The 21491-nt window shown below is 66.6% G+C and carries 20 protein-coding genes and 1 tRNA gene; 6 read left to right on the top strand and 15 right to left on the bottom strand.

The window, feature by feature from the left end; all coding sequences use genetic code 11:
* Positions 1–57 precede the first annotated feature (57 nt).
* Together NYR58_RS08240 and NYR58_RS08235 are read right to left on the bottom strand one after the other, a co-directional pair.
* Entirely contained in the window at positions 58–1131 is a 1074-nt protein-coding gene (locus NYR58_RS08240) for a GGDEF domain-containing protein (RefSeq protein ID WP_261520034.1), read from the bottom strand.
* A 167-nt stretch (positions 1132–1298) separates the two neighbouring features.
* Positions 1299–2129 carry an aldo/keto reductase gene (locus NYR58_RS08235; protein WP_261520032.1) on the bottom strand — a complete coding sequence of 277 codons (831 nt, stop codon included), beginning with the start codon at positions 2127–2129 and terminating at the stop codon, positions 1299–1301.
* Positions 2130–2265: 136 nt separating this feature from the next.
* Here NYR58_RS08235 and NYR58_RS08230 point away from each other — a divergent pair, with 136 nt between their 5' ends.
* Together NYR58_RS08230 and NYR58_RS08225 are read left to right on the top strand one after the other, a co-directional pair.
* Positions 2266–3228, top strand: coding sequence for a heparan-alpha-glucosaminide N-acetyltransferase (locus tag NYR58_RS08230; RefSeq protein ID WP_261520031.1), 963 nt, complete (start codon positions 2266–2268; stop codon positions 3226–3228).
* Positions 3229–3276: 48 nt separating this feature from the next.
* Positions 3277–3756 (top strand): methyltransferase family protein, encoded by a 480-nt coding sequence (locus NYR58_RS08225; protein ID WP_261520030.1) that lies wholly within the window; start codon positions 3277–3279, stop codon positions 3754–3756.
* 37 nt (positions 3757–3793) lie between these two features.
* Here the strand turns inward: NYR58_RS08225 and NYR58_RS08220 are convergent, their stop codons facing one another.
* Positions 3794–4180 carry a MerR family transcriptional regulator gene (locus tag NYR58_RS08220; RefSeq protein WP_261520029.1) on the bottom strand — a complete coding sequence of 129 codons (387 nt, stop codon included), beginning with the start codon at positions 4178–4180 and terminating at the stop codon, positions 3794–3796.
* A gap of 139 nt (positions 4181–4319) precedes the next feature.
* The gene (gene mgtE / locus NYR58_RS08215; RefSeq protein ID WP_261520028.1) at positions 4320–5741 is read right to left on the bottom strand and encodes a magnesium transporter; all 1422 of its coding nucleotides are present in this window, start codon (positions 5739–5741) and stop codon (positions 4320–4322) included.
* Positions 5742–5991: 250 nt separating this feature from the next.
* Between mgtE and NYR58_RS08210 the strand changes: the two genes are divergently transcribed.
* The 3 genes from NYR58_RS08210 (at position 5992) to ggt (ending at position 8785) form a co-directional block, all read left to right on the top strand.
* A tRNA-Leu gene (locus tag NYR58_RS08210) sits at positions 5992–6076 on the top strand.
* A gap of 203 nt (positions 6077–6279) precedes the next feature.
* Positions 6280–7023 carry a lipoyl(octanoyl) transferase LipB gene (gene lipB, locus NYR58_RS08205; protein WP_261520027.1) on the top strand — a complete coding sequence of 248 codons (744 nt, stop codon included), beginning with the start codon at positions 6280–6282 and terminating at the stop codon, positions 7021–7023.
* Positions 7024–7030: 7 nt separating this feature from the next.
* Positions 7031–8785 carry a gamma-glutamyltransferase gene (gene ggt / locus NYR58_RS08200; protein WP_378074548.1) on the top strand — a complete coding sequence of 585 codons (1755 nt, stop codon included), beginning with the start codon at positions 7031–7033 and terminating at the stop codon, positions 8783–8785.
* Positions 8786–8851: 66 nt separating this feature from the next.
* Here ggt and NYR58_RS08195 read toward each other — a convergent pair whose 3' ends face one another.
* Positions 8852–8983 (bottom strand): hypothetical protein, encoded by a 132-nt coding sequence (locus tag NYR58_RS08195; RefSeq protein ID WP_261520025.1) that lies wholly within the window; start codon positions 8981–8983, stop codon positions 8852–8854.
* Between the two features lie 87 nt (positions 8984–9070).
* Between NYR58_RS08195 and NYR58_RS08190 the strand changes: the two genes are divergently transcribed.
* Positions 9071–9421, top strand: coding sequence for a VOC family protein (locus tag NYR58_RS08190; protein WP_261520024.1), 351 nt, complete (start codon positions 9071–9073; stop codon positions 9419–9421).
* Positions 9422–9549: 128 nt separating this feature from the next.
* Here the strand turns inward: NYR58_RS08190 and NYR58_RS08185 are convergent, their stop codons facing one another.
* The 10 genes from NYR58_RS08185 to nuoL all read right to left on the bottom strand — a co-directional run bounded on the left by NYR58_RS08185 (position 9550) and on the right by nuoL (position 21489).
* Positions 9550–10236 carry an ABC transporter ATP-binding protein gene (locus NYR58_RS08185; RefSeq protein ID WP_261520022.1) on the bottom strand — a complete coding sequence of 229 codons (687 nt, stop codon included), beginning with the start codon at positions 10234–10236 and terminating at the stop codon, positions 9550–9552.
* Positions 10237–11520: a lipoprotein-releasing ABC transporter permease subunit gene (locus NYR58_RS08180; protein ID WP_261520020.1), complete on the bottom strand. Its 1284-nt coding sequence runs from the start codon at positions 11518–11520 to the stop codon at positions 10237–10239. It lies immediately after the preceding gene.
* Positions 11517–12845, bottom strand: coding sequence for a proline--tRNA ligase (proS, locus tag NYR58_RS08175; protein ID WP_261520017.1), 1329 nt, complete (start codon positions 12843–12845; stop codon positions 11517–11519). The genes NYR58_RS08180 and proS overlap by 4 nt, the downstream gene beginning before the upstream one ends.
* A gap of 406 nt (positions 12846–13251) precedes the next feature.
* Positions 13252–13518, bottom strand: a complete 267-nt coding sequence (locus tag NYR58_RS08170; protein WP_261520015.1) for a DUF1467 family protein — start codon at positions 13516–13518, stop codon at positions 13252–13254.
* A 99-nt stretch (positions 13519–13617) separates the two neighbouring features.
* Positions 13618–14022, bottom strand: coding sequence for a methylmalonyl-CoA epimerase (gene mce / locus NYR58_RS08165; protein ID WP_261520013.1), 405 nt, complete (start codon positions 14020–14022; stop codon positions 13618–13620).
* A 12-nt stretch (positions 14023–14034) separates the two neighbouring features.
* Entirely contained in the window at positions 14035–15642 is a 1608-nt protein-coding gene (locus NYR58_RS08160) for a ribonuclease J (protein WP_261520156.1), read from the bottom strand.
* An 80-nt stretch (positions 15643–15722) separates the two neighbouring features.
* On the bottom strand, positions 15723–16541 hold the full coding sequence (locus NYR58_RS08155) for a biotin--[acetyl-CoA-carboxylase] ligase (protein ID WP_261520011.1): 819 nt from the start codon (positions 16539–16541) through the stop codon (positions 15723–15725).
* 5 nt (positions 16542–16546) lie between these two features.
* Positions 16547–17983: an NADH-quinone oxidoreductase subunit NuoN gene (gene nuoN / locus NYR58_RS08150; RefSeq protein WP_261520010.1), complete on the bottom strand. Its 1437-nt coding sequence runs from the start codon at positions 17981–17983 to the stop codon at positions 16547–16549.
* Between the two features lie 15 nt (positions 17984–17998).
* The gene (locus NYR58_RS08145) at positions 17999–19507 is read right to left on the bottom strand and encodes an NADH-quinone oxidoreductase subunit M (protein WP_261520008.1); all 1509 of its coding nucleotides are present in this window, start codon (positions 19505–19507) and stop codon (positions 17999–18001) included.
* Positions 19507–21489: an NADH-quinone oxidoreductase subunit L gene (nuoL, locus tag NYR58_RS08140; RefSeq protein WP_261520007.1), complete on the bottom strand. Its 1983-nt coding sequence runs from the start codon at positions 21487–21489 to the stop codon at positions 19507–19509. The genes NYR58_RS08145 and nuoL overlap by 1 nt, the downstream gene beginning before the upstream one ends.
* Between the last annotated feature and the right edge of the window lie 2 nt (positions 21490–21491).

The following is a 21491-nucleotide window of genomic DNA, read 5'->3' as shown; positions in this document are numbered from 1 at the left end:
CTGTGCCGTCCCTTCTCCTGCCTTTTAACATAAATAAGGCAAAAAGCGGCAAGGGCGCTATTCCTCCCGGTAGAGGAGCCACTTCTTGGACAGTTTGCCGCCGGACAGCGCGGAGAAGCGGGTCAGGCGGTTGCGCCCGCCCACCTTGGAGGCATAGAGCGCGCGGTCGGCCTTGGCGTAGAGATCGTCGGCATCGGCCGCCTCGGAGGCCATGCACAGGCCGAGCGAGACGGTGATGGGACCATAGGTGCACGACGAGGGGCCGATGGCGAAGTCGGCGGCCGCGATGGCATTGCGCACATCCTCGGCCACGCGGGCGGCGGCATCCTGCGACAGCCCGTCGAGCACGATGGCGAACTCCTCGCCGCCGGTGCGCGCCACGAAGGCCGCCGCGCCGCTGGTGGAATCGATCATCTGCGCGACCATCTGCAGGATGCGATCACCCACCGGATGGCCGTGCCGGTCGTTGAACGCCTTGAAGCCGTCGATGTCGGCAAGCACCAGGGCATGAAACATGACGGAGCGGCGGTCCGAATAGACCTCCGCCAGCTTGCGGTCGAAGGCGCGGCGGTTCCATATGCCGGTCAGCGGATCGGTCTCGGCCAGCCGCTTGTACTGCGCCAGCTTGGCCTTCACCTTTTCGAGCTCGGCGCTCTTTTCCGCCATCGCGCGGCTGATCTGGCGTGCCTGGTCGAGGGTCGTCTGGGTGGCGGCAGCCATGATGCCGACGATCTTCTGCAGCAGCTCGCGCGAGATTTCCTGGCGGCTGCCCAGCCCGTCCGTCGTCTGGTCGAGGATGAGGCCGAACTTTTCGAGCGAGGAGCGCTCGCGCCCGATGAGCGCCACGATCTCGCCCGCGCGGGCGGAGATCTGATCATGGGCGTTCTCGACAAACTCCTGACGGCTGCTCTGGGCGAAATATTTCCGCGACAGGCCGTCGAGGGCCGCCTGGGTGGGCCGCTCGCCAAGCGCGGCGAAGGCTTCGCAGAGCTCGCGGTTGGAACCCGTCAGCACCTCATAGAAAATCTCGTAATTGCGCGGCAGCCCGGCCACGCCCATGCGGCGCATGGATTGCGTGACGGCGGTGGCAATGTCGTCCTTGCCCTCGGAGAGATTCGCCTTCTGCAACATGTCCCCAATTCGACCTTCCCCCGGAGTGTCGTTCGCCTCTCGCGCACGAGGTGCGAGGCTGCAACCGGCGGACGAGACGACATGCGCACCCTACCCCCGGCCGGCATTTGTTTCAACTTAGCGTAGTTGATCTAACGCGAAGTTAACCAGCACCGGACGCGGGCCGTCTATGGCGTGTCCCACTGCGGGGAAAAGCCGTAGTCGCACAGGCGCCGCCCGTTGCTGCGCAACCGGCCGATGGCCGCCATCTCCGCCTCGTCCAGCGAGAAATCGAAGATGCCGGCATTCTCGGCGAGCCTTTCCATGCGGCGGGTGCGCGGGATGACGGCCACATCCTCCTGCTGGACGTGCCAGCGCAGCACCACCTGGGCCGGCGTCCTGCCGTGGCGGGCGGCGGCTTCGACCACCGGCGGCTCGGCCAGCAGCGCGCCGCCGCGATAAAGCGGGCAATAGGCGACCATCGCCATGCCATGGGCGCGGCATGCCGCGTGCACCCGTGTCTGGTCCAGATAGGGGTGATACTCCACCTGATTGGCGACCAGCGGCGCGGGCGACAGGCACACCGCCTCCTCCAGCAGCCGCGAGGGGAAGTTGGAGACCCCGATGTGGCGCGCGAGCCCCTCCTCGCGCACTGCGGCCAGCGCCGCCATGGTTTCGGCCAGGGGAATGGCGGGACTGGGCCAATGGACGAGCAGCAGGTCGACATGATCGAGCCCCAGCCGCTTAAGGCTTTCCATGGCCGAGCGCCGCAGCGCATCGGCGGCCAGACCCGTCCACCACACCTTGGTGGTGAGGAAGATTTCCCGGCGCGGCAGGCCCGACGCCCGGATCGCCTCGCCCACCGCGCGCTCGTTGCCATAGATGGCGGCGGTGTCCACATGCCGGTATCCGAGGGAAAGCGCGTGGGCGACCAGATCGGTGCAGGCGCGCCCCTCCAGCGTCCAGGTGCCCAGTCCGAGCGCCGGAATCCGGGCGCCGTTCGCCGACAGGTGTTTCATTCTCCCCTCCTGCTTGCGGCTGCGGGACGGCGCATGCAGGGCACCCGCCATTGAACGATCGGCCCGAATATGCGTTCCTCGGCGCACGCAATTGCACGATTCACCGCCTGCCGCGACGGGCCGGCCCGGGAGACGCATGGAACCGCAGTCGACGCAGACCATACACCAACGCATCGAGATCATCGACATCGCGCGCGGTGTCGCGCTGGTGGCGATGGCGGTGTACCATTTCACCTGGGATCTCGATTTCTTCGGCTATATTGAGCCCGGCACCTCGGTGAGCGGCGGCTGGCGCATCTTCGCGCGCGTGATCGCCACCTCCTTTCTGTTCCTGGTGGGGGTGAGCCTCTATCTCGCGCATGGGCGGGGGGTACGCTGGCGGGCCTTTGCGCGGCGGCTGGCAATGATCTTGGCGGCGGCGGCGGCCATCACCGCCGTGACATATGTCGTGACGCCGGACGCCTTCATCTTCTTCGGCATCCTGCACAACATCGCGCTGTCGAGCCTGCTGGGGATTGCCGTGCTGCGGCTGCCGACACCGACGCTGATTGCGTTGGCCGCGGCGGTGGCGGTGGCGCCGCAGGCGATCCACGCGCCGGTTCTCGACCAGCCGGCCTTCTGGTGGAGCGGGCTTTCGCGCAACGTGCCGGGCTCCAACGACTATATCCCCATCTTTCCCTGGTTCGCGGCCGTGCTGGCGGGAATAGCGGCGGCCAAGGCGGCAACGCACAGCGGCCTGACGGCGCGGATGGCGGCGTCCGCCCCGGCGGGCGGGGCGCGGCTTCTGGGAGCGGCGGGGCGACACAGCCTCGCCTTCTATCTGCTGCACCAGCCAGTGCTCTTTTCGGGCGTGTGGCTGTTCGCCCAGGTCTTGCCGCCGGCCCAGCCCGATCTTTCCGAAAGCTTTCTCGGCGCCTGCACCGCGCAATGCGCGAGCGCGCGGGCGGAGCCCTTCTGCCGCGCCTATTGCGCCTGCCTGCTGGAGACAGCGCGGGTGGAGGATCGTCTCGCCATCCTTTACGACCCGCAGCGCGACGCCGCCGCGCAACAGTGGCTGGAGGATGTTGCCTTTCGCTGCAGCGTCGAAAACAATGGCTGACGGGACTGGCGGAACCGCTGCCCGAACCTGCAAGGAGGTATCGCACCCATGAGCGAACGGACGGACGATGCGCCGAGCCGCATTCCCTGGCCGCCCATCCTGCTTGCCTGCGCCATCGCTGCCGGGGTGCTGTTGGGCTATGCGGTGCCGCTGCCCTGGTTCGGCTCGCCGCTTGCCGATCTGCTCTTCGCGCTCGGCTGGCTGGTCGCGCTGGCGGCGGTGCTGATGGAGATTTCGGCGGTGCGTGCCCTGCAACGGGCCGGAACCACCTTCATGGCCAACCGTGGCGCGGCGCATCTGGTCACCGGCGGCCCCTACACCTTCAGCCGCAATCCCATCTATCTGGGCAATGTTGCACTGCTGTTCGCCATCGGCATGATCAGCGGGATGGCGTGGTTCTTCCTGACGGGGCTTGCCCTGGCATTCGCCACGCAGAAGCTCGCCGTCGAGCCGGAGGAGCGGCACCTGGCGCTGCGCTTCGGCAAGCGCTATCGCGATTACCAGAAGAAGGTGCGGCGCTGGTTCTGAAGTCGCTGCCCGGAACGCGCGGCATGTGCCCTGCCCGTCAGGTCTTCACCCCCAGCTCGGCCAGCCGCTCGACGCAGGCTTCCTCGGCCTGGTCGAGCTCCTGCAGCGTGTCTTCCAGATCGCGGCGCTTCTGGCGCAGGTGCTGCCGCTTCTCCTCGATCTTCTGGATCATCAGGTGAAGCTGGCCCACCTCGCCGGGCGGCGCCTTGTAGACCTGGATGATCTCGCGAATCTCGCTGATGGAGAAGCCCAGCCGGCGGCCGCGCAGGATCTGGCGCACCAGGTGCCTGTCGGAGGGGCGGTAGAGGCGTGTGCGCCCGCGGCGCACGGGATTGATGAGTCCCTCATCCTCGTAGAAGCGCAAGGTGCGCGTCGAGATGCCGAATTCGCGGGTCAGCTCGGTAATCGTGTAATATTCCCGCATGCGCCTGCCAGACTCGTTTCCCAGAATGGGCGAGGTTGCCACCTGATTTACGTAAAAGTCAATTCATCGCGGAATATTTTCTTTTCCGCCCGGCGGCGTGTTCATGCCGGAACCGGGCCTGCGTTTCCGGCATGCCGCGTCAGAGGAAGCCGAACCACCAGGTGGCAAGCCCCAGAAAGGCGAAGAAGCCGACGACATCCGTCACCGTGGTGAGGAAGACGGAGGAGGCCACCGCCGGATCGATGCCCAGCCGGTCGAGGAGCAGCGGAATGAGGATGCCGGCCAGGGCCGCCACAAACATGTTGATGACCATGGCGGCAGCGATGAGGCCGCCGATGTGCATGTTCTCGAACCACAGGCCGGCCACGAGGCCGATCAGCGTGGCGAAGATGATGCCGTTGAGCAGGCCCACGCCCATCTCGCGCCGGATGATGCGCCCGGCATTGTAGATGTCGAGCTCGCGGGTGGCGAGCGCGCGCACCGTCACCGTCATGGTCTGCGAGCCCGCATTGCCGCCCATGCCGGCGACGATGGGCATGAGGACGGCCAGCGCCACCACCTGCTGGATGGTGGCGTCGAACAGGCCGATGACGGAGGCGGCCAGGAAGGCGGTGACGAGATTGACCATCAGCCAGGGAACGCGCGAGCGGCTGGCGGCGAGCACGGAGTCCGACAGCTCCTCGTCGCCCACGCCGCTCATGCGCATGAGGTCTTCTTCCGCCTCCTGGGTGATGACGTCGACCACGTCGTCAATGGTCAGGACGCCCACCAGACGGCCGTTCTCGTCCACCACGGCGGCCGACAGGAGGTCGTACTGCTCGAAGATCTGTGCCGCCTCCTCCTGGTCCATGGTGGCGGGGATGGCGTGCGGCGTCTCGCGCATCACCTCCTCGATCCTGACGGCGCGCTGGGTGCGCAGGATGCGGTCGAGATCGACTGCACCGACCAGACGGAAGGTCGGATCGACGACGAAGATCTGCGAGAAGGAATCGGGCAGGTTCTGCTCCTCGCGCATGTAGTCGATGGTCTGGCCGACCGTCCAGAAGGGCGGCACGGCGACGAACTCCGTCTGCATGCGCCGGCCGGCGGTCTCCTCCGGGTAGCCCAGGGAGCGGCGCAGGCGCACCCGCTCGGTGAAGGGAAGCTGGGCGAGAATCTCGTCCTGGTCGGCCTGGTCGAGGTCTTCGAGGATGTAGACCGCATCGTCGGAATCGAGGTGCTGCAGCGCCCTTGCAATCTGCGCGTTGGGCAGGCTGCCGACGATATCGAGACGGACGGCGTCGTCCACCTCGGTAAGGGCGGTGAAGTCGAACTCCTCGCCCATCAGCCGCACCAGCGCACGGCGCTGCTCGGGTGAAAGAGCCTGGAGAAGGTCGCCGATCTCCGACTGGTGGAGGCTGCCGACGTCGCGCTTCAGCGCCAGCGTATCGCGGTCGGCAATCGCCGCGCCCACATGCGCCAGGAAAGGTGCGGAGACGGCGCCGTCCTCGCCATAGATGTCATGGCCGGCCGCCTCGTCGGCGGGGGTGGCCTCGGTCCGTTCCGTCTCAGGCTCGCTCAACGGCGCTTCTCCCTCGGTTTCAACCGGCAACGCCCCGTGACGTGCCACCTGTAGCGCGGGCTGGCGGGAATACAAGCCCCGCCGCCGGACATTCACAGGCCGCCACCCCGATCCGCACCCGAGGAACGGCGGCCGGAGCGGGCAGCGCGCGATGTGTTTTTTCCGCCGATTTGGCGCATGGCATACTTGTTTCGCCAAAAGTGATTTGCTACATGCGCCGTGGCCGGTCGCTACCGGCCTTTCGTTGCGTGCGGTCGTGGCGGAATTGGTAGACGCGCAGCGTTGAGGTCGCTGTGGGGCAACCCGTGGAAGTTCGAGTCTTCTCGACCGCACCATCCCTCCTCCCCTTCCCTTCAAGAACCGGATGCCAGGCGGCCGATCATGGCGCATCGGCGAGCCTTGCCGTGCCCGCCGACGGCGCGGCGCGCCCCGGCGGAAGGCGGATCCGCCTCTCCCGCCCAACGGCGCCCGTGGCAGGCAGCGCGGTTCTGGACCTCGGCACCGTTTCGGGGTCATATGCCGGCATGGAGTTGCGACAATGAGCGAAACGGCACGGACGGCCCCCACCTTTCTGCCGCGCCAGACAGGGGCGCCGGTGGAATGGCGCGTCGAACCGGGGCTTGTACCCTATGAGCGGGCGGTGGCCTTCATGGAGGCGCGGGCGGCGGCCATCCGCAACGGCGCGGCGGGAGAGATGGTGTGGCTCGTCGAGCATCCGCCGCTTTACACCGCCGGCACGAGCGCCAGGGCGGAAGACCTTCTGGACGCCGGGCGGTTTCCCGTCTTCAAGACCGGGCGCGGCGGCGAATACACCTATCACGGGCCGGGACAGCGCGTCGCCTATGTGATGCTGGACCTCAAGCGGCGGCGCGAGGATGTGCGCGCCTTCGTCTCCGCGCTCGAGGAATGGGTGATTGCCAGCCTCGCCCGCTTCAACGTCAGGGGCGAGCGGCGGCAAGGCCGCGTCGGCGTGTGGGTGGTGCGCCCCGACAAGCCGCCGCTGCCCGACGGCAGCCCGATGGAAGACAAGATCGCTGCCATCGGCGTGCGTCTGCGCCGCTGGGTGAGCTTTCACGGCATCGCCGTGAATGTGGAACCGGAGCTTTCGCACTATGGCGGCATCGTGCCCTGCGGCATTGCCGGCTATGGCGTGACGAGCCTGGTGGATCTCGGCCTGCCGGTGACGATGGCCGACTACGACGTGGCGCTGAAGCTGGCCTTCGAGGAAATCTTCGGGCCGGCTGAGGCCGGGCGGGACGGGGCCTTGGCAAGGAGTGCATGACATGCGCATGACAGGATGGAGATGGGCGCTGGCGCTCGGCCTGCCCCTGGCGCTCGCCGCGCCCGCCGCCGCCCAGCAGGCAGCGGATGCGGTGGCCCCGGAGATGGCCACCGGCAGCAGCGAACGCACGGTAACACGGGCCAGCCGCCAGATGGTGGCGGCAGCCAACCCGCTGGCCGCCGAGGCCGGGCTCGACGTGCTGCGCCGCGGCGGCAGCGCGGCCGACGCGCTGGTGGCCGTGCAGACCGTGCTCGGGCTGGTCGAGCCGCAATCCTCGGGCCTGGGCGGCGGCGGCTTCCTCGTCTGGTATGATGCCGAAAGCGGCGAGATCACCACCTTCGACGGGCGCGAGACCGCACCGGCGGCAGCGACACCGGCGCTCTTTCTGGACGAAAAGGGCGAACCGCTGGCCTTCTTCGACGCGGTGATCGGCGGCCGCTCGGTGGGCACACCGGGGGTCGTGCGGCTGATGGAGACGGTGCATGCGCGCTATGGCCGGCTCGACTGGGCCGAGCTCTTCCAACCGGCCATCGCGCGCGCCGAGGAGGGCTTTGCCGTCTCGCCGAGGCTGCACCGGCTGATCGCCAACGACCGTGGCAAGCTCGACACCCAGCCGGCGGCCCGCGCCTATTTCTACGATGCGGCGGGCGAGCCGCTGGCCGAAGGGGCGCGGCTGGCCAACCCGGACTATGCCGCGACGCTGCGGGCCATCGCCGAGGGCGGGGCCGACGCCTTCTATACCGGGGAGATCGCCGGAAAGATCGTCGCGGCGGTGCGCGACCACCCCACCAATCCGGGGCTGTTGAGCCTCGAGGACCTGGCCGCCTACGAGGTGAAGGAGCGGCCGGCCGTCTGCGCGCCCTATCGCGGGTATGAGGTCTGCGGCATGGGGCCGCCCTCCTCCGGCGGGCTGACGGTGGGCCAGATCCTCGGCATGGTCTCGCATTTCGACCTGGCGACGCTGGGGCCGGACGACCCCGAAAGCTGGCGCATCATCGGCGATGCCACGCGGCTGGCCTTTGCCGACCGCGGGCTCTACATGGCCGACAGCGACTTCGTCTCGATGCCCCAGGGGCTGCTCGACCAGGCCTATCTGGCGGATCGGGCGCGGCTCTTGCGGCGGCCGGACGCGCTTGAGCAGAAGGCGGTGACGGCCGGCACGCCGCCCTGGGACAAGGCGGAGCTGCGGCTTCCCGGCCTGGAGCCGGAACGGCGCTCGACCTCGCATTTCGTGATTGTCGACGCGGAGGGCAACATCGCCTCCATGACCGCCAGCATCGAGAACGGCTTCGGCTCCCGGCAGATGGCGGCGGGCTTCCTGCTCAACAACCAGCTCACCGACTTCTCCTTCCTGCCCGAAAGCGACGGCCAGGCGGTGGCCAACCGGGTGGAGGCGGGCAAGCGGCCGCGCTCCTCCATGGCGCCGACCATCATTCTGGAAGAAGGAAGGCCCGCCTTCGCGCTCGGCTCGCCCGGCGGCTCGAACATCATTCCCTATGTGGCCAACACCATCATCGCGCTGATCGACTGGCGGATGGACATGCAGCAGGCGATCTCGCTCGCCCATCTGACCAACCGCTTCGGCACCTACGACCTGGAGGCCGGCACACCGGCCGAGGAGCTGGCCGACGAACTGGAGGCCATGGGCTACACGGTGCGCGTCACCGACCTGACCTCCGGCCTGCACGGCGTCGCCTTCACGCCCCGCGGGCTGGAAGGCGGCGCCGATCCGCGGCGCGAAGGTGTGGCCGTGGGCGACTGAGCCACCGGGCGCCACATGCAACGACCGACAGGCGGCAGGGGCCACGCCGGCCCCTGCCCTTTTTCGTCAAAGCGCGCCGATCCACGTGGCGGCGACGACGATGAAAGAGCTGACGGCAACCAGAGAAACGACATCCTGAAGCAGCTCGGCCATGGCATCCTCCTGTGGATAACTGCCAATTGATCTTGATATGATCATTTTATGTTCTATTTTTGTTTCCGTCAAGCGCGCGCCGGACCGCGGGCATCCGCAGCGTTAACAGAGGATGAAGAGGAGGAAACGGGCATGAGGGTGAAGCGAATCGTGCCCAATGTGGCCACCGAGGACGCGACGGCCGCGCTGCACTTCTATGGAGAGGTGCTGGGACTGGAGCCGCTGATGGACCATGGCTGGATCGCCACCTGGGGCGTGCGCGGAGAGGCAGTCGCGCAGATCAGCTTCGCCGTCGAGGGCGGCTCGGGCACGCCGGTGCCTGATCTTTCCGTCGAGGTGGACGATCTGGACACTGCGCTGGCGCGCGTGCGCGCCGCCGGATACGTGCTCGAATACGGGCCGGCGGAGGAGCCTTGGGGCGTGCGGCGCTTCTTCGTGCGCGATCCCTTCGGCAAGCTCGTCAACATCCTGGCCCATTGCTGAAAGGCCGGGTGATGCGGGCGGGCGCAGGATTTCGGGCATTGCGGAAATGGGCGGGCCGGGCCGTCCGTCGCCTGGCGCGGTTCTTCTCAGGCCCGGAGGCGGCGCGAGGGGCCTCTCGCCCGACAGCCCTATTCGGGCAGCGGCACCACCTTGCCCTCTGCCAGGGTGACACGGCGGTCCATGCGCGCGGCCAGCTCCTCGTTGTGGGTGGCGATCAGGGCGGCAAGCCCCGACTGGCGCACCAGCGCCTCCAGCGCCTCGAACACGTAGCCGGCCGTTTTGGGGTCGAGATTGCCCGTCGGCTCGTCGGCAAGAAGCACGAGCGGTGCGTTGGCCACGGCGCGGGCGATCGCCACGCGCTGCTGCTCGCCGCCCGAAAGCTCCGCCGGACGATGGGCGGCGCGCTGGCCGATCTTCATATAGGCGAGAAGCTGGGCGGCGCGCTCCTTCGCCTCGGCCGGCGGCAGGCCGGCGATGAGCTGCGGCATCATCACGTTCTCGAGCGCGGAGAACTCCGGCAGCAGGTGGTGGAACTGATAGACGAAGCCGATCTCGCTGCGGCGGATGGCCGTGCGCTGCTCGTCGGGCAGGCCGGCGCAGGAGGTGCCGTTGACCACCACATCGCCACCATCGGGATATTCGAGCAGGCCGGCAATGTGCAGGAGGGTCGACTTGCCGGCGCCGGAGGGGGCGACCAGCGCCACCATCTCGCCGGAACGCAACGCGAAATCGGCGCCGTTCAGGATGACGAGCTCCTTCGGCCCCTGCACATAGCGGCGGTCGACCGCTTTCAGTTCCAGAACGCTGTCGGCCATCTATTCGTATCTCAAGGCTTCGACGGGATCGAGGCGCGAGGCGCGCCAGGCGGGAAGAAGGGTGGCGAGGAAGGACAGGACAAGCGCCATCAGCACCACCGAGAGGGTCTCGCCCGTCTCCATCTCGGCAGGAAGCTGGCTCAGGAAATAGACTTCCGGGTCGAAGATGGTGGTGCCCGAGAGCCAGGAGAAGAACTGGCGGATCGACTCGACATTGAGGCACAGCACCGTGCCCAGAATCAGCCCGGCGAAGGTGCCGGTGACCCCGATGGCCGCCCCCGTCATCATGAAGATGCGCATGACGGCGCCGCTGGTCGCGCCCATGGTGCGCAGGATGGCGATATCGCGGCCCTTGTCCTTCACCAGCATGATCATGCCGGAGATGATGTTGAGCGCGGCCACCAGAACGATCATGGTCAGAATCATGAACATGACGTTGCGCTCCACCTGCAGGGCGGAGAAGAAGGTGCGGTTGCGCTGGCGCCAGTCGCTGACGGCGACCGGGCGCTGCGCTGCAGCCTCCACGAGCGGGCGCAGCGCGTCCACAGCGTCGGGATCGGCGATGAAGACCTCGATGAGCTGGGCAAGGCCCTCGACATTGAGATAAAGCTGTGCCTCCTCCAGCGGCATGTAGATGATGGAGGCATCGAACTCCGACATGCCGATCTCGAAGATGGCGGTGACGGGATAGGCCTTCACGCGCGGCGTGGTGCCGAAGGGGGTGACATCGCCTTCCGGCGAGGTGAGCGTGATCGGATCGCCGAGTGCGATGCCCAGCGCATTGGCCAGCCGCGAACCGATGGCCACCCCCTGGCCGGCGGCGAAGTCGATGAGCGAGCCGTGGCGGATGTTCTGCGATACGAGGTCGAGCTCCGTCAGATCCTCGGCGCGCACGCCGCGGATAAGCGCGCCGGTGCCGGCACCGCTGCGCCCGGAGGCCAGCACCTGGCCCTGCACCATGGGCATGGCGAGGCGCACGCCCTCGACCCCTGCAATGCGCCGGGCGACGGCGGCATAGTCCTCAAGCGGCATGTCGACCGGCTGTACGGTCAGATGGCCGTTGACGCCCAGAAGGCGCGTCAGAAGCTCGCTGCGGAAACCGTTCATGACCGCCATGACGACGATCAGCGTGGCCACGCCCAGCATGATGCCGATGAAGGAGATGGAGGCGATGACCGAGACGACAGCCTCCTTGCGCCGGGAACGCAGATAGCGCCAGGCCACCATGCGCTCGAAACGGGAAAAGGGACCCGCTCCGGCACCGGCTGCGCGCGACTCGCTCATGGGCGCGCGCCGAATCTGCCCACCACCGCTCCCACCGGCATGGTCTCGCGCGCGCCGGTGGCGCGGTTCTTCACCTCCACCTCGCCCGCGGCCACGCCGCGCGGCCCGACGATGACCTGCCAGGGCAGGCCGATGAGGTCCGCGGTGGCGAACTTGGCGCCGGCGCGGCCCTCCGTGTCGTCATACAGCACCTCGCAGCCGGCCGCCGTGAGCCCGGCATACAGCTCCTCGCAGATGCGATCGCATTCGCTGTCGCCCGCCTTCATGTTGATGAGCGCGATGTCGAAGGGGGCCACGCTCTGCGGCCAGATGATGCCCGCCTCGTCGTGGCTCGCCTCGATGATGGCGGCGGCAAGGCGGCTCGGACCGATGCCGTACGACCCCATGGAGACAAAATGCTCCTGCCCGTCGGGGCCGGTTACGGTTGCCTTCATGGGCTTGGAATATTTCGTGCCGAAATGGAAAATATGGCCGACCTCGATGCCGCGTGCAGAAAGGCGCTTGCCCTCCGGCACGTCTGCCCAGGCCGCCTCGTCGTGCATCTCGTCGGTCGCCGCATAGGGCGCGGTCCACCGCTCCACGATGCCGGCGATCTCGGCATCGTCCTCGAAATTCACATCGGGCCCGGGCACCGGCAGGTCGAGGAAATCGCTGTGGCAGAACACCTCGCTCTCGCCCGTCGATGCCAGGATGATGAACTCGTGGGACAGGTCGCCGCCGATGGGACCCGTCTCCGCGCGCATCGGGATGGCCTTCAGCCCCATGCGCTCGAAGGTCCTCAGATAGGCGACGAACATTCGGTTGTAAGCCGCTCTGGCGCCTTCGAAATCCAGGTCGAAGCTGTAGGCGTCCTTCATCAGGAACTCGCGCGAGCGCATGACGCCGAAACGCGGACGCACCTCATCGCGGAACTTCCACTGGATGTGGTAGAGGTTGAGCGGCAGATCCTTATAGGACTTCACATAGGCACGGAAGATGTCGGTGACCATCTCCTCATTGGTGGGGCCGTAGAGCATCGCGCGGTCCTGCCGGTCGCGGATGCGCAGCATCTCCTTGCCGTAATCATTGTAGCGCCCGCTCTCGATCCACAGATCGGCCGACTGGATGGTGGGCATGAGGATCTCCTGCCCGCCGGCGCGGTTCTGCTCCTCGCGGATGATCCGGCAGACCTTGTCGAGCACGCGCTTGCCGAGCGGCAGCCAAGAAAAACTGCCGGCCGCCTGCTGGCGGATCATGCCGGCACGCAGCATCAGACGGTGCGAGACGATCTCCGCCTCGCGGGGATTCTCCTTGAGAATGGGCAAAAAGTAGCGCGACAGTCGCATCAGCCGGTCCGTGATCGTGGGGCGGAATCATGCCCGAAAGAGAGATTGCCAAGCTTCTTAGCCATTTCATGGCGGATTGAAAACCCGGCCCCGAGCCGGCCTGCGATTGCGGCGACGGCAAGGCGATAACATGGCTGTGGTGAGGCAAAATTTTTCGTGACATTTCGGTGAAACCTGGTCTAATGTATCTGCCATAACATAAGAGGGCGGAGGCTCAATCCGATCCTCACCTACGCGGTCAAAGTCTTGGGAGGATACGATCCTGGCGCGGTCACTCGCAGCCGCCGTTTAGCGAAACGGAAACGGATCGGACGCGTGTCTCTAATTGCAAGGCTTGGCGCCTTGCTTTTTTTTTGGTCCCTGCCCCCCTCCGCGAAACCGTGCGCGCCAGGCGCCGGCAGGCGCGTCAGAACTGCGGCACGATGCGGGGAACATCCTCGAGGGAAAAGCCGAGCCCCTGCGTCAGCAGCGCATAGATGCCGACGGCAATGGCCGTGAAAAGCGTGGCGCGCAACACGGCGCGCAGCATGTGCGGCCCGCGCGGGGCGCTGGGCGTGGTGCCGAGCACCACGTCGCCCTCCTCCTCCTGGGTGCGCAGGCCGATGGGCAGCGAGACGAACAGCATCACCCACCAGACGATGAAGAAGATGGCGGAGAGCGATAGCCAGCTCATGCGGTGCTCCGTTGCGCGCCGGCGACTTTTCGGCCGGCCTTGCCCGCCAGAATAGTGCGCAAAGCGGCGTTTTTGAAATGCCGGCGCCGCGGCGTGCCGTCACACCTGCTCGAGCTCGATGAGCGTGCCGCAGAAATCCTTCGGGTGGAGGAAGAGCACCGGCTTGCCGTGGGCGCCAATCTTCGGCTCGCCATCGCCCAGAACGCGCGCGCCCTGCGCCAGAAGGCGGTCGCGCGCGGCAAGGATGTCGTCCACCTCATAACAGATGTGGTGCATGCCGCCGGCCGGGTTCCTGGCCAGAAAGGCGGCGATGGGAGAGTCTTCCCCCAGCGGCTCCAGGAGCTCCACCTTGGCGTTGCCGAGATCGACGAAGACCACGGTGACGCCATGGGCGGGCAATGGCTGCGGCGGCGAGACGCCGGCGGCAAGAGTGTCGCGGTAGACCGCGGCGGCCGCGCCGAGATCCGGCACGGCGATGGCGACATGATTGAGCCTGCCCAGCATCGCTGCCTCCCGTTACTGCGTGACGAACACCGTCACCACCGGCTTCTTGCCCCAGGCGTCGTTGGCGGCCGCGCGCACGGCGCGGCGGACGGATTCGGCCACCAGGTCGAGATCCTTGCGCCGCTGGCGGGGAATGCTCAGCACCGCGCCCGCCGCCGCCTCCAGCATGATCTCCTCCATCGGCTCGCCGCGCGGATCGGTCTCGGCCACGCCGATGGCAACCAGATCGGGATCGCCGGCGAGATCGTAGCGGTCGTCAAGGACGACATTGACGGCCACATGGCCGGCAAAGGACAGCTTGCGCCTTTCGCGCACGCCCACCTGCTCCTCGTCGCCCAGCACCTTGCCATCCTTGTAGATGCGGCCGAAGGGCACCTGGTCCACGATCTCCGCCGGGCCGGGCGCCAGGCGCAGCATGTCGCCGTTGCGGACCTGCGCCACCTCCGGGATCCCGGCTCTGGCGGCCAGCGCGCCATGGGCGACGAGATGGGCGGCCTCGCCATGGACGGGCACGAGGATGCGCGGCTTCACCCATTCATACATGCGTTCCAGCTCGTTGCGCCGGGGATGGCCGGAGACGTGGACGAGCGCGTCCGTATCCTCGATGATCCTGATGCCCTGCTCGATGAGCTGGTTCTTGATGGTGATGATGGCCTTCTCGTTGCCGGGGATGGTGCGAGAGGAAAAGACCACGGTGTCGCCCGGCGACAGCGCCACGTTGCGCATCTCGTCGCGCGCCAGCTTGGCGAGGGCAGCGCGCGCCTCGCCCTGGCTTCCCGTGCAGAGGATGACCGCGTTCTCGCGCGGGATATGGTTGAAATCCTCCTCCGCCAGGAATGGCGGCAGTCCCTCCAGATAGCCGAGTTCCTCGGCCACCTCGATGACGCGGCGCAGCGAACTGCCGAGCACCAGCACCTGCCGGCCGGCATCGCGCGCTGCCTCCGCGACCGCTCGGATGCGCCCGACATTGGAGGAGAAGGTGGTGACGGCCACCCGCCCACCGGCCTGTTCGATGACCTCGCGCAGCCCCTCGCCCACATCTTCCTCCGAGGGCGAGACGCCTTCGCGCATGGCGTTGGTGGAATCGCAGACGAGCGCCAGCACGCCCTTCTCGCCCAGCGCGCGGAAGCGGGCCTCGTCCGTCTTCTCGCCAAGCGTGGGGGCCGGGTCGATCTTCCAGTCGCCGGTGTGGATGACGGTGCCGGCCGGTGTCGTGATGGCAAGCGAGACGGGCTCGGGAATGGAGTGGGCGACACCCACCGCCTCGATGGCGAAAGGGCCGAGCGTGAAGCGCTCGCCCGCCTTGAAGATGGAGACCGGGATGTCGGGCGCCCAGGCCTCGCCGGCACGCTTGGCCTCCAGCAGGCCGGCGGTAAACGGCGTCATCCATACGTCGCATTTGAGCCGTGGCCACAGGTCGAGCAGTGCGCCGTAATGGTCCTCATGGGCGTGGGTGATGACGATGCCCGCCAGCCGGTCGGCCCGTTCCTCGATGAAGCGGATGTCGGGCAGGACGAGATCCACCCCCGGCAGCGCGGGGCCCGGAAAGGTGACGCCGCAATCGACAATGATCCACGTGCGCGCACCGGGCGGGCCATAGCCATAGAGCGCCAGGTTCATGCCGATCTCGCCTACCCCGCCAAGCGGGCAAAACACCAGTTCCGCTTCCTGCGATGCCACGTCTCTTTCCCGTTTCCTCGTTATGGACGCGCCGTTGCGACAGCGCCGAAATGAACGTCGCCGGCGGCGATCTTAAGCCGCGTGCCGTCATCCTCGCGGATGACGAATCGGCACGATTCGTCGATCGTCTCGAAGATACCCCGTGCCACCCGGCCGTCGATGCGCACCGACACCTCGGCGCCAAGCCCGGCGGCGCGCTCGAGCCAGCGCTGCCGGATGGCGGCAAGCCCGCGCCCCCCATTCCAGCGGCGCACATTGTCCACCCAGGCATCGGAAAGCGCCAGGAAAAGCTCGCCCGCATCCACCCTTGCCCCAAGCGCCGCCAGGGAAGTGGCGGGATAGGGAACGTCCTGCGGGTGCGAGACGACGTTGACGCCGATGCCGACGGCAAGCGCCAGGCGGCCGCCCTCCAGCGTACCCGATTCGAGAAGGATTCCGGCGAGCTTGGCCCCGTCCGCCAGAACATCGTTCGGCCATTTGAGCGTGAAGCGGTCGCGGCCGGCCGCGCCGCCATCGAGCCCCACCGACACGCCGGCCGCAGGCACCACGGCCGCCAGGGCATCGCCGAGCGCGAGGCCCGCGACAAAGCCCAGCGTGGCAGCGATGGCGGCATCCGACACCTCGGTGACGAGAAGCGTGGCAGCCAGGTTGCCCGGCGGGGTGGACCAGGGGCGCCCGCGCCGGCCGCGCCCGCCGGTCTGCTCGCCGGCGACCACCCACAGATTTCCCGCTGCACCCTGGCGCGCCCGCTCCAGGGCCAGCGCATTGGTGGAGCCGACACTCGTCAGGGCCTCCAGCCGGTAGCCGGCGGCAAGGGCCGAAGGCGCAAGCGCGAACATGGCGATCAGAAGAACGTCATCGCCGCGGCTTCCGCCAGACGCCCGACGGGGCCGCCGAAGAGGACATAGAAGAGCACGAAGGCACCGGAAAGCATCATGACGAAGCGCAGTTCGCCCGCCATGGGCTGGAAGGCGCCGACCGGCTCGTCAAACCACATCACCTTGACGATGCGCAGATAGTAGAACGCCCCCACCACCGAGGTCAGAACGCCGATCACGGCAAGCCAGTACAGCTCCGCATTGATGGCGGCCAGGAAGACGTACCACTTGGCGAAGAAGCCGGCGAGCGGCGGAATGCCGGCCAGCGAGAACATGAGCAGCGTCATGATGGTGGCCATCATCGGATTGCTGGTGACCAGGCCCGCCAGATCGTCGATCTGCTCGACATTGGTGTCGTTGCGGCGCATGGCCAGGATAACCGCAAAGGTGCCCAGCGTCATGGCCAGATAGATGAGCATGTAGATGACCACGCCGCGCACGCCCTCGGGCGAGTTGGCCGACAGTCCGACCAGCGCATAGCCCATATGGCCGATGGAGGAGTAGGCCATCAGCCGCTTGATGTTGCGCTGACCGATGGCGGCGAAGGCGCCGAGCGCCATGGAGGCGATGGCGATGAAGACCACGATCTGCTGCCAGTCGAAGGCCACCGGCTCGAAAGCACCCATGACGACGCGCACCAGCAGCGCCATGGCGGCCATCTTGGGGGCCGCGGCGAAGAAGGCGGTGACCGGCGTCGGCGCGCCTTCATAGACGTCGGGCGTCCACATGTGGAAGGGCACGGCGGAGATCTTGAAGGCGAGGCCGGCCAGGATGAAAACGAGGCCGAAGACCAGGCCGAGCGGACGCTCGCCGCCGGAAAGCGAGGCCGCGATGGCCTCGAAGCCTGTGCTGCCGGTGAAGCCGTAGACCAGCGTGATGCCGTAAAGCAGCATGCCGGAGGACAGCGCGCCGAGGACGAAATATTTCAGCCCCGCCTCGGTGGCGCGCACGCTGTCGCGATTGATGGCGGCGACCACGTAGAGCGCCAGCGACTGCAGCTCCAGCCCCAGATAGAGCGAGAGCATGTCGCCTGCCGAGATCATCAGCATCATGCCCAGGGTGGAGAGCATGATGAGGATGGGGTATTCGAACTTGTCGAACTTTTCCTGCCGGGCAAAGCCCACCGACATGACCAGCGTGACGGCGGCGCCGACAAGGGTGAGAAGCTTCATGAGCCTGGCGAAAGGATCGCTGACGAAGGCGCCGTCGAACGCCTCGCCATAGGAGGGGAAGAGAACGATCCAGGCGATGGCCGCCAGGAAAAGAGCGACGGCCAGGCCGGTGACGGTGGCGTTGGCCCGCTCGCCGGAGAAGACGCCGATCATCAGCAGCGCCATGGCGCCGATGGCCAGGGCCAGCTCGGGAAGGGCGAGGATCAGGCTCGAGGTCAGATCGAATGGCATCGCTGGTGTTCCCGTTCAGTTGGCGGCCGCAGCGGCCTGGGCCATTTCGAGCGACATGCTCACCTGGTCGACGAGCGCCTGCACCGAGGCGGCCGTGGCATCGAGCAGCGGCGCCGGATAGACACCGAAGAAGATGACCAGGGCAACGAGCGGATAGAGAATGGCCTTCTCGCGCATCGAAAGGTCCGAGAGCGCCTTGAGGCTCTCCTTGGTGAGCGCGCCGAAGATGACACGCCTGTAGAGCCACAGCGCATAGGCCGCCGAGAGGATGACACCCGTGGTGGCGAAGAAGGCCACCCAGGTGTTGACCTGGAAGACGGCAAGAAGCGTCAAAAACTCGCCCACGAAGCCGCTGGTACCGGGAAGGCCCACATTGGCCATGGTGAAGACCATGAAGGCGACGGCATATTTGGGCATGTTGTTGACGAGCCCGCCATAGGCGGCGATCTCGCGCGTGTGCATACGGTCATAGACGACGCCGACGCACAGGAACAGCGCGCCGGAGACGAGACCGTGCGAGATCATCTGGAAGATAGCGCCCTGGATGCCCTGCTGATTGAGCGCGAAGATGCCCATGGTGACAAATCCCATGTGGGCGACGGAGGAATAGGCGATCAGCTTCTTCATGTCCTCCTGCATCATCGCCACCAGCGAGGTGTAGATGATGGCCACCACGGAAAGCGTGAAGACGAGGGGCGCCAGGTCCATGGAGGCGACGGGGAACATGGGCAGGGAGAAGCGCAGGAAGCCATAGCCGCCCATCTTCAACAGGATGCCGGCCAGGATGACGGAACCCGCCGTCGGCGCCTCCACGTGGGCATCCGGCAGCCAGGTGTGCACCGGCCACATGGGCATCTTCACCGCGAAGGAAGCGAAGAAGGCAAGCCACAGCCAGTATTGCATGCCCGACGGGAAGACATGGGTGAGCAGGGTGGGAATGTCGGTCGTGCCGGCCTGCCAGAACATGGCCATCATGGCCAGAAGCATGAGCACGGAGCCGGCCAGCGTGTAGAGAAAGAACTTGAAGCTGGCATAGACGCGCCGCTTGCCCCCCCACACACCGATGATGATGAACATCGGGATGAGGCCGCCCTCGAAGAAGACGTAGAAGAGCACCAGATCGAGCGCGCAGAAGACGCCGATCATCAGCGTCTCCAGGATCAGGAAGGCGATCATGTACGCCTTGACGCGATCCTGGATGGCCTCCCAGCTCGCCAGGATGCAGAAAGGCATCAGGAAGGTGGTGAGGATGACGAACAGCACCGAAATGCCGTCCACCCCCATGTGATAGGAGATGCCGGAGTCCAGCCACTCGTGCTTCTCCACCATCTGGAAGCCAGGCACGGAGGGATCGAAGCCGATCCACACGAACAGCGACAGGATGAAGGTGAAAACGGTCGTCAGCAGCGCCACGTTGCGAATGTTGCGGCGCGCGGCGGCCCCCTCATCCCGGATCATCAGGATGAGAAAGGCGCCGACCAGCGGCAGGAAGGTGACCGTGGAAAGAATCGGCCAGTCGGTCATCAGAAACTGCTCCCCAGCATCATCCAGGTCACGAGGGCTGCGACGCCGATCAGCATCGCGAAGGCATAGTGGTAGAGATAGCCCGTCTGCATCTTGATCACGCGGTTGGTAACGTCGATCACCCGCGCCGAGATGCCGTCGGGACCAAAGCCGTCGATCAGCCAGCCGTCACCCTTCTTCCAGAGGAAGCGGCCCAGGCGCTTGGCGGGTCGGACGAAAAGGAAGTCGTAGATCTCGTCGAAATACCACTTGTTGAGCAGGAAGGCATAGAGCAAGCGCTGCCTGCTGGCGAGCACCTTCGGGCTCTCCGGCGAGCGGATGTAGAACTGCCAGGCGACGAGAAGACCGAGCAGCATGGCCACGAAAGGCGACAGCTTCACCCACAGCGGCACGTGGTGAAACTCCTCGAGGATCCGGTTGTCCGGCAGCGTGAACAGCGCGCCCTTCCAGAAGTGCTCATAGTCGTGGCCGACGAAGAACTCGTGGAAGACGACGCCGGCAAGGACGGCGCCCAGCGCAAGCAGGAACAGCGGCACGAGCATGACATAGGGCGACTCGTGCACGTGGTGCATGACATCGGCAGAGGCACGCGGCTTGCCATGGAACGTCATGAAGATGAGCCGCCAGGAATAGAAGCTGGTGAAGGCAGCCGCCACCACCAGCAGCGTGAAGGCGATCGGAGCCACCGCATTGTGGGCGACGAAGGCGCCCTCGATGATGGCATCCTTGGAGAAGAAGCCGGCCGTGCCGAGGATGGTGCCGGGAATGCCGACGCCCGTCAGCGCCAGCGTGCCGATGATCATCATCCAGTAGGTCTGCGGGATGTGCCGACGCAGGCCGCCCATCTTGCGCATGTCCTGCTCGTCCGAGACGGCGTGGATGACGGAACCCGCCCCGAGGAAGAGCAGCGCCTTGAAGAAGGCGTGGGTGAAAAGATGGAAGATGGCGGCACTGTAGAAGCCGGTGCCCAGCGCCACGAACATGTAGCCGAGCTGCGAACAGGTGGAATAGGCGATGACGCGCTTGATGTCGTTCTGCACCAGGCCGACGGTGGCGGCGAAGAAGGCGGTGAACGCGCCCACCGCCGTGACCACGGCAAGCGCGGTGGCCGACAGCTCGAACAGCGGCGAAAGCCGCGCCACCATGAAGACACCCGCCGTGACCATGGTCGCGGCGTGGATGAGGGCGGAGACGGGCGTGGGGCCCTCCATGGCGTCGGGAAGCCAGGTGTGCAGCGGCACCTGCGCCGACTTGCCCATGGCGCCCATGAACAGGAGCAGGCAGACCACCGTGAGCGCCGACTGGGGGCTGAGCGCATAGCCCAGGAAGGTGAGCACAGGCTCCACCGCCTCGCCTTCGGCCGGCAGGAAGGAGGCCGCGTTGGCGAAGATGGTGTCGAAGCCGACCGAGCCGAACAGCGCGAAGACGCCGAAAATGCCGAGCGCGAAGCCGAAATCGCCGACGCGGTTGACGATGAACGCCTTCATGGCGGCGGCATTGGCGGAGGGCTTCTTGTACCAGAAGCCGATGAGCAGGTAGGAAGCGAGGCCCACGCCCTCCCAGCCGAAGAACATCTGCACCAGATTGTCCGCCGTCACCAGCATCAGCATGGCGAAGGTGAAGAGCGACAGATAGGCGAAGAAGCGCGGCCGGTGCGGATCGTGGTGCATGTAGCCGATCGAATAGATGTGCACCAGCGCGGAGACCGTGTTGACGACCACCAGCATCACCACGGTGAGCGTGTCGATCCTGAGCGCCCAGTCGACATCGAGGCCGCCGGAGGCGATGAAGCGCAGCACCGGCACGGTGAAGGCCTCGCCATCGCCCAGCGCCACGGAGAAGAAGGCGATCCACGACAGGATGCCGGCGACCACCACCAGCCCGGAGGTGATGTACTCGCACCCCCTGGCGCCGATGTTGCGGCCGAAGAGCCCAGCAATCAGGAAGCCCACAAGGGGGAGGAAAACGATCGCTTGATACATGA

This window comes from Chelativorans intermedius (assembly GCF_025398255.1).
GTDB classification, from domain to species: Bacteria; Pseudomonadota; Alphaproteobacteria; order Rhizobiales; family Rhizobiaceae; genus Chelativorans; species Chelativorans intermedius.
The sequence above is the reverse complement of the archived record's forward strand: the minus strand, read 5'-3'. Positions and strand labels throughout refer to the sequence as shown.

What these genes read in the sequence shown, in the direction of transcription:
- NYR58_RS08180 (WP_261520020.1), bottom strand. Translation starts at nt 11,520, where the DNA reads ATGAGCGAGTCGCGCGCAGCCGGTGCCGGAGCGGGTCCCTTTTCCCGT.
- mce (WP_261520013.1), bottom strand. Translation starts at nt 14,022, where the DNA reads ATGCTGGGCAGGCTCAATCATGTCGCCATCGCCGTGCCGGATCTCGGC.
- NYR58_RS08225 (WP_261520030.1), top strand. Translation starts at nt 3,277, where the DNA reads ATGAGCGAACGGACGGACGATGCGCCGAGCCGCATTCCCTGGCCGCCC.
- NYR58_RS08170 (WP_261520015.1), bottom strand. Translation starts at nt 13,518, where the DNA reads ATGAGCTGGCTATCGCTCTCCGCCATCTTCTTCATCGTCTGGTGGGTG.
- nuoL (WP_261520007.1), bottom strand. Translation starts at nt 21,489, where the DNA reads ATGTATCAAGCGATCGTTTTCCTCCCCCTTGTGGGCTTCCTGATTGCT.
- lipB (WP_261520027.1), top strand. Translation starts at nt 6,280, where the DNA reads ATGAGCGAAACGGCACGGACGGCCCCCACCTTTCTGCCGCGCCAGACA.
- NYR58_RS08235 (WP_261520032.1), bottom strand. Translation starts at nt 2,129, where the DNA reads ATGAAACACCTGTCGGCGAACGGCGCCCGGATTCCGGCGCTCGGACTG.
- NYR58_RS08220 (WP_261520029.1), bottom strand. Translation starts at nt 4,180, where the DNA reads ATGCGGGAATATTACACGATTACCGAGCTGACCCGCGAATTCGGCATC.
- NYR58_RS08190 (WP_261520024.1), top strand. Translation starts at nt 9,071, where the DNA reads ATGAGGGTGAAGCGAATCGTGCCCAATGTGGCCACCGAGGACGCGACG.
- NYR58_RS08155 (WP_261520011.1), bottom strand. Translation starts at nt 16,541, where the DNA reads ATGTTCGCGCTTGCGCCTTCGGCCCTTGCCGCCGGCTACCGGCTGGAG.
- NYR58_RS08185 (WP_261520022.1), bottom strand. Translation starts at nt 10,236, where the DNA reads ATGGCCGACAGCGTTCTGGAACTGAAAGCGGTCGACCGCCGCTATGTG.
- proS (WP_261520017.1), bottom strand. Translation starts at nt 12,845, where the DNA reads ATGCGACTGTCGCGCTACTTTTTGCCCATTCTCAAGGAGAATCCCCGC.
- NYR58_RS08240 (WP_261520034.1), bottom strand. Translation starts at nt 1,131, where the DNA reads ATGTTGCAGAAGGCGAATCTCTCCGAGGGCAAGGACGACATTGCCACC.
- NYR58_RS08145 (WP_261520008.1), bottom strand. Translation starts at nt 19,507, where the DNA reads ATGACCGACTGGCCGATTCTTTCCACGGTCACCTTCCTGCCGCTGGTC.
- NYR58_RS08160 (WP_261520156.1), bottom strand. Translation starts at nt 15,642, where the DNA reads ATGAACCTGGCGCTCTATGGCTATGGCCCGCCCGGTGCGCGCACGTGG.
- nuoN (WP_261520010.1), bottom strand. Translation starts at nt 17,983, where the DNA reads ATGCCATTCGATCTGACCTCGAGCCTGATCCTCGCCCTTCCCGAGCTG.
- ggt (WP_378074548.1), top strand. Translation starts at nt 7,031, where the DNA reads ATGACAGGATGGAGATGGGCGCTGGCGCTCGGCCTGCCCCTGGCGCTC.
- NYR58_RS08230 (WP_261520031.1), top strand. Translation starts at nt 2,266, where the DNA reads ATGGAACCGCAGTCGACGCAGACCATACACCAACGCATCGAGATCATC.
- NYR58_RS08195 (WP_261520025.1), bottom strand. Translation starts at nt 8,983, where the DNA reads ATGATCATATCAAGATCAATTGGCAGTTATCCACAGGAGGATGCCATG.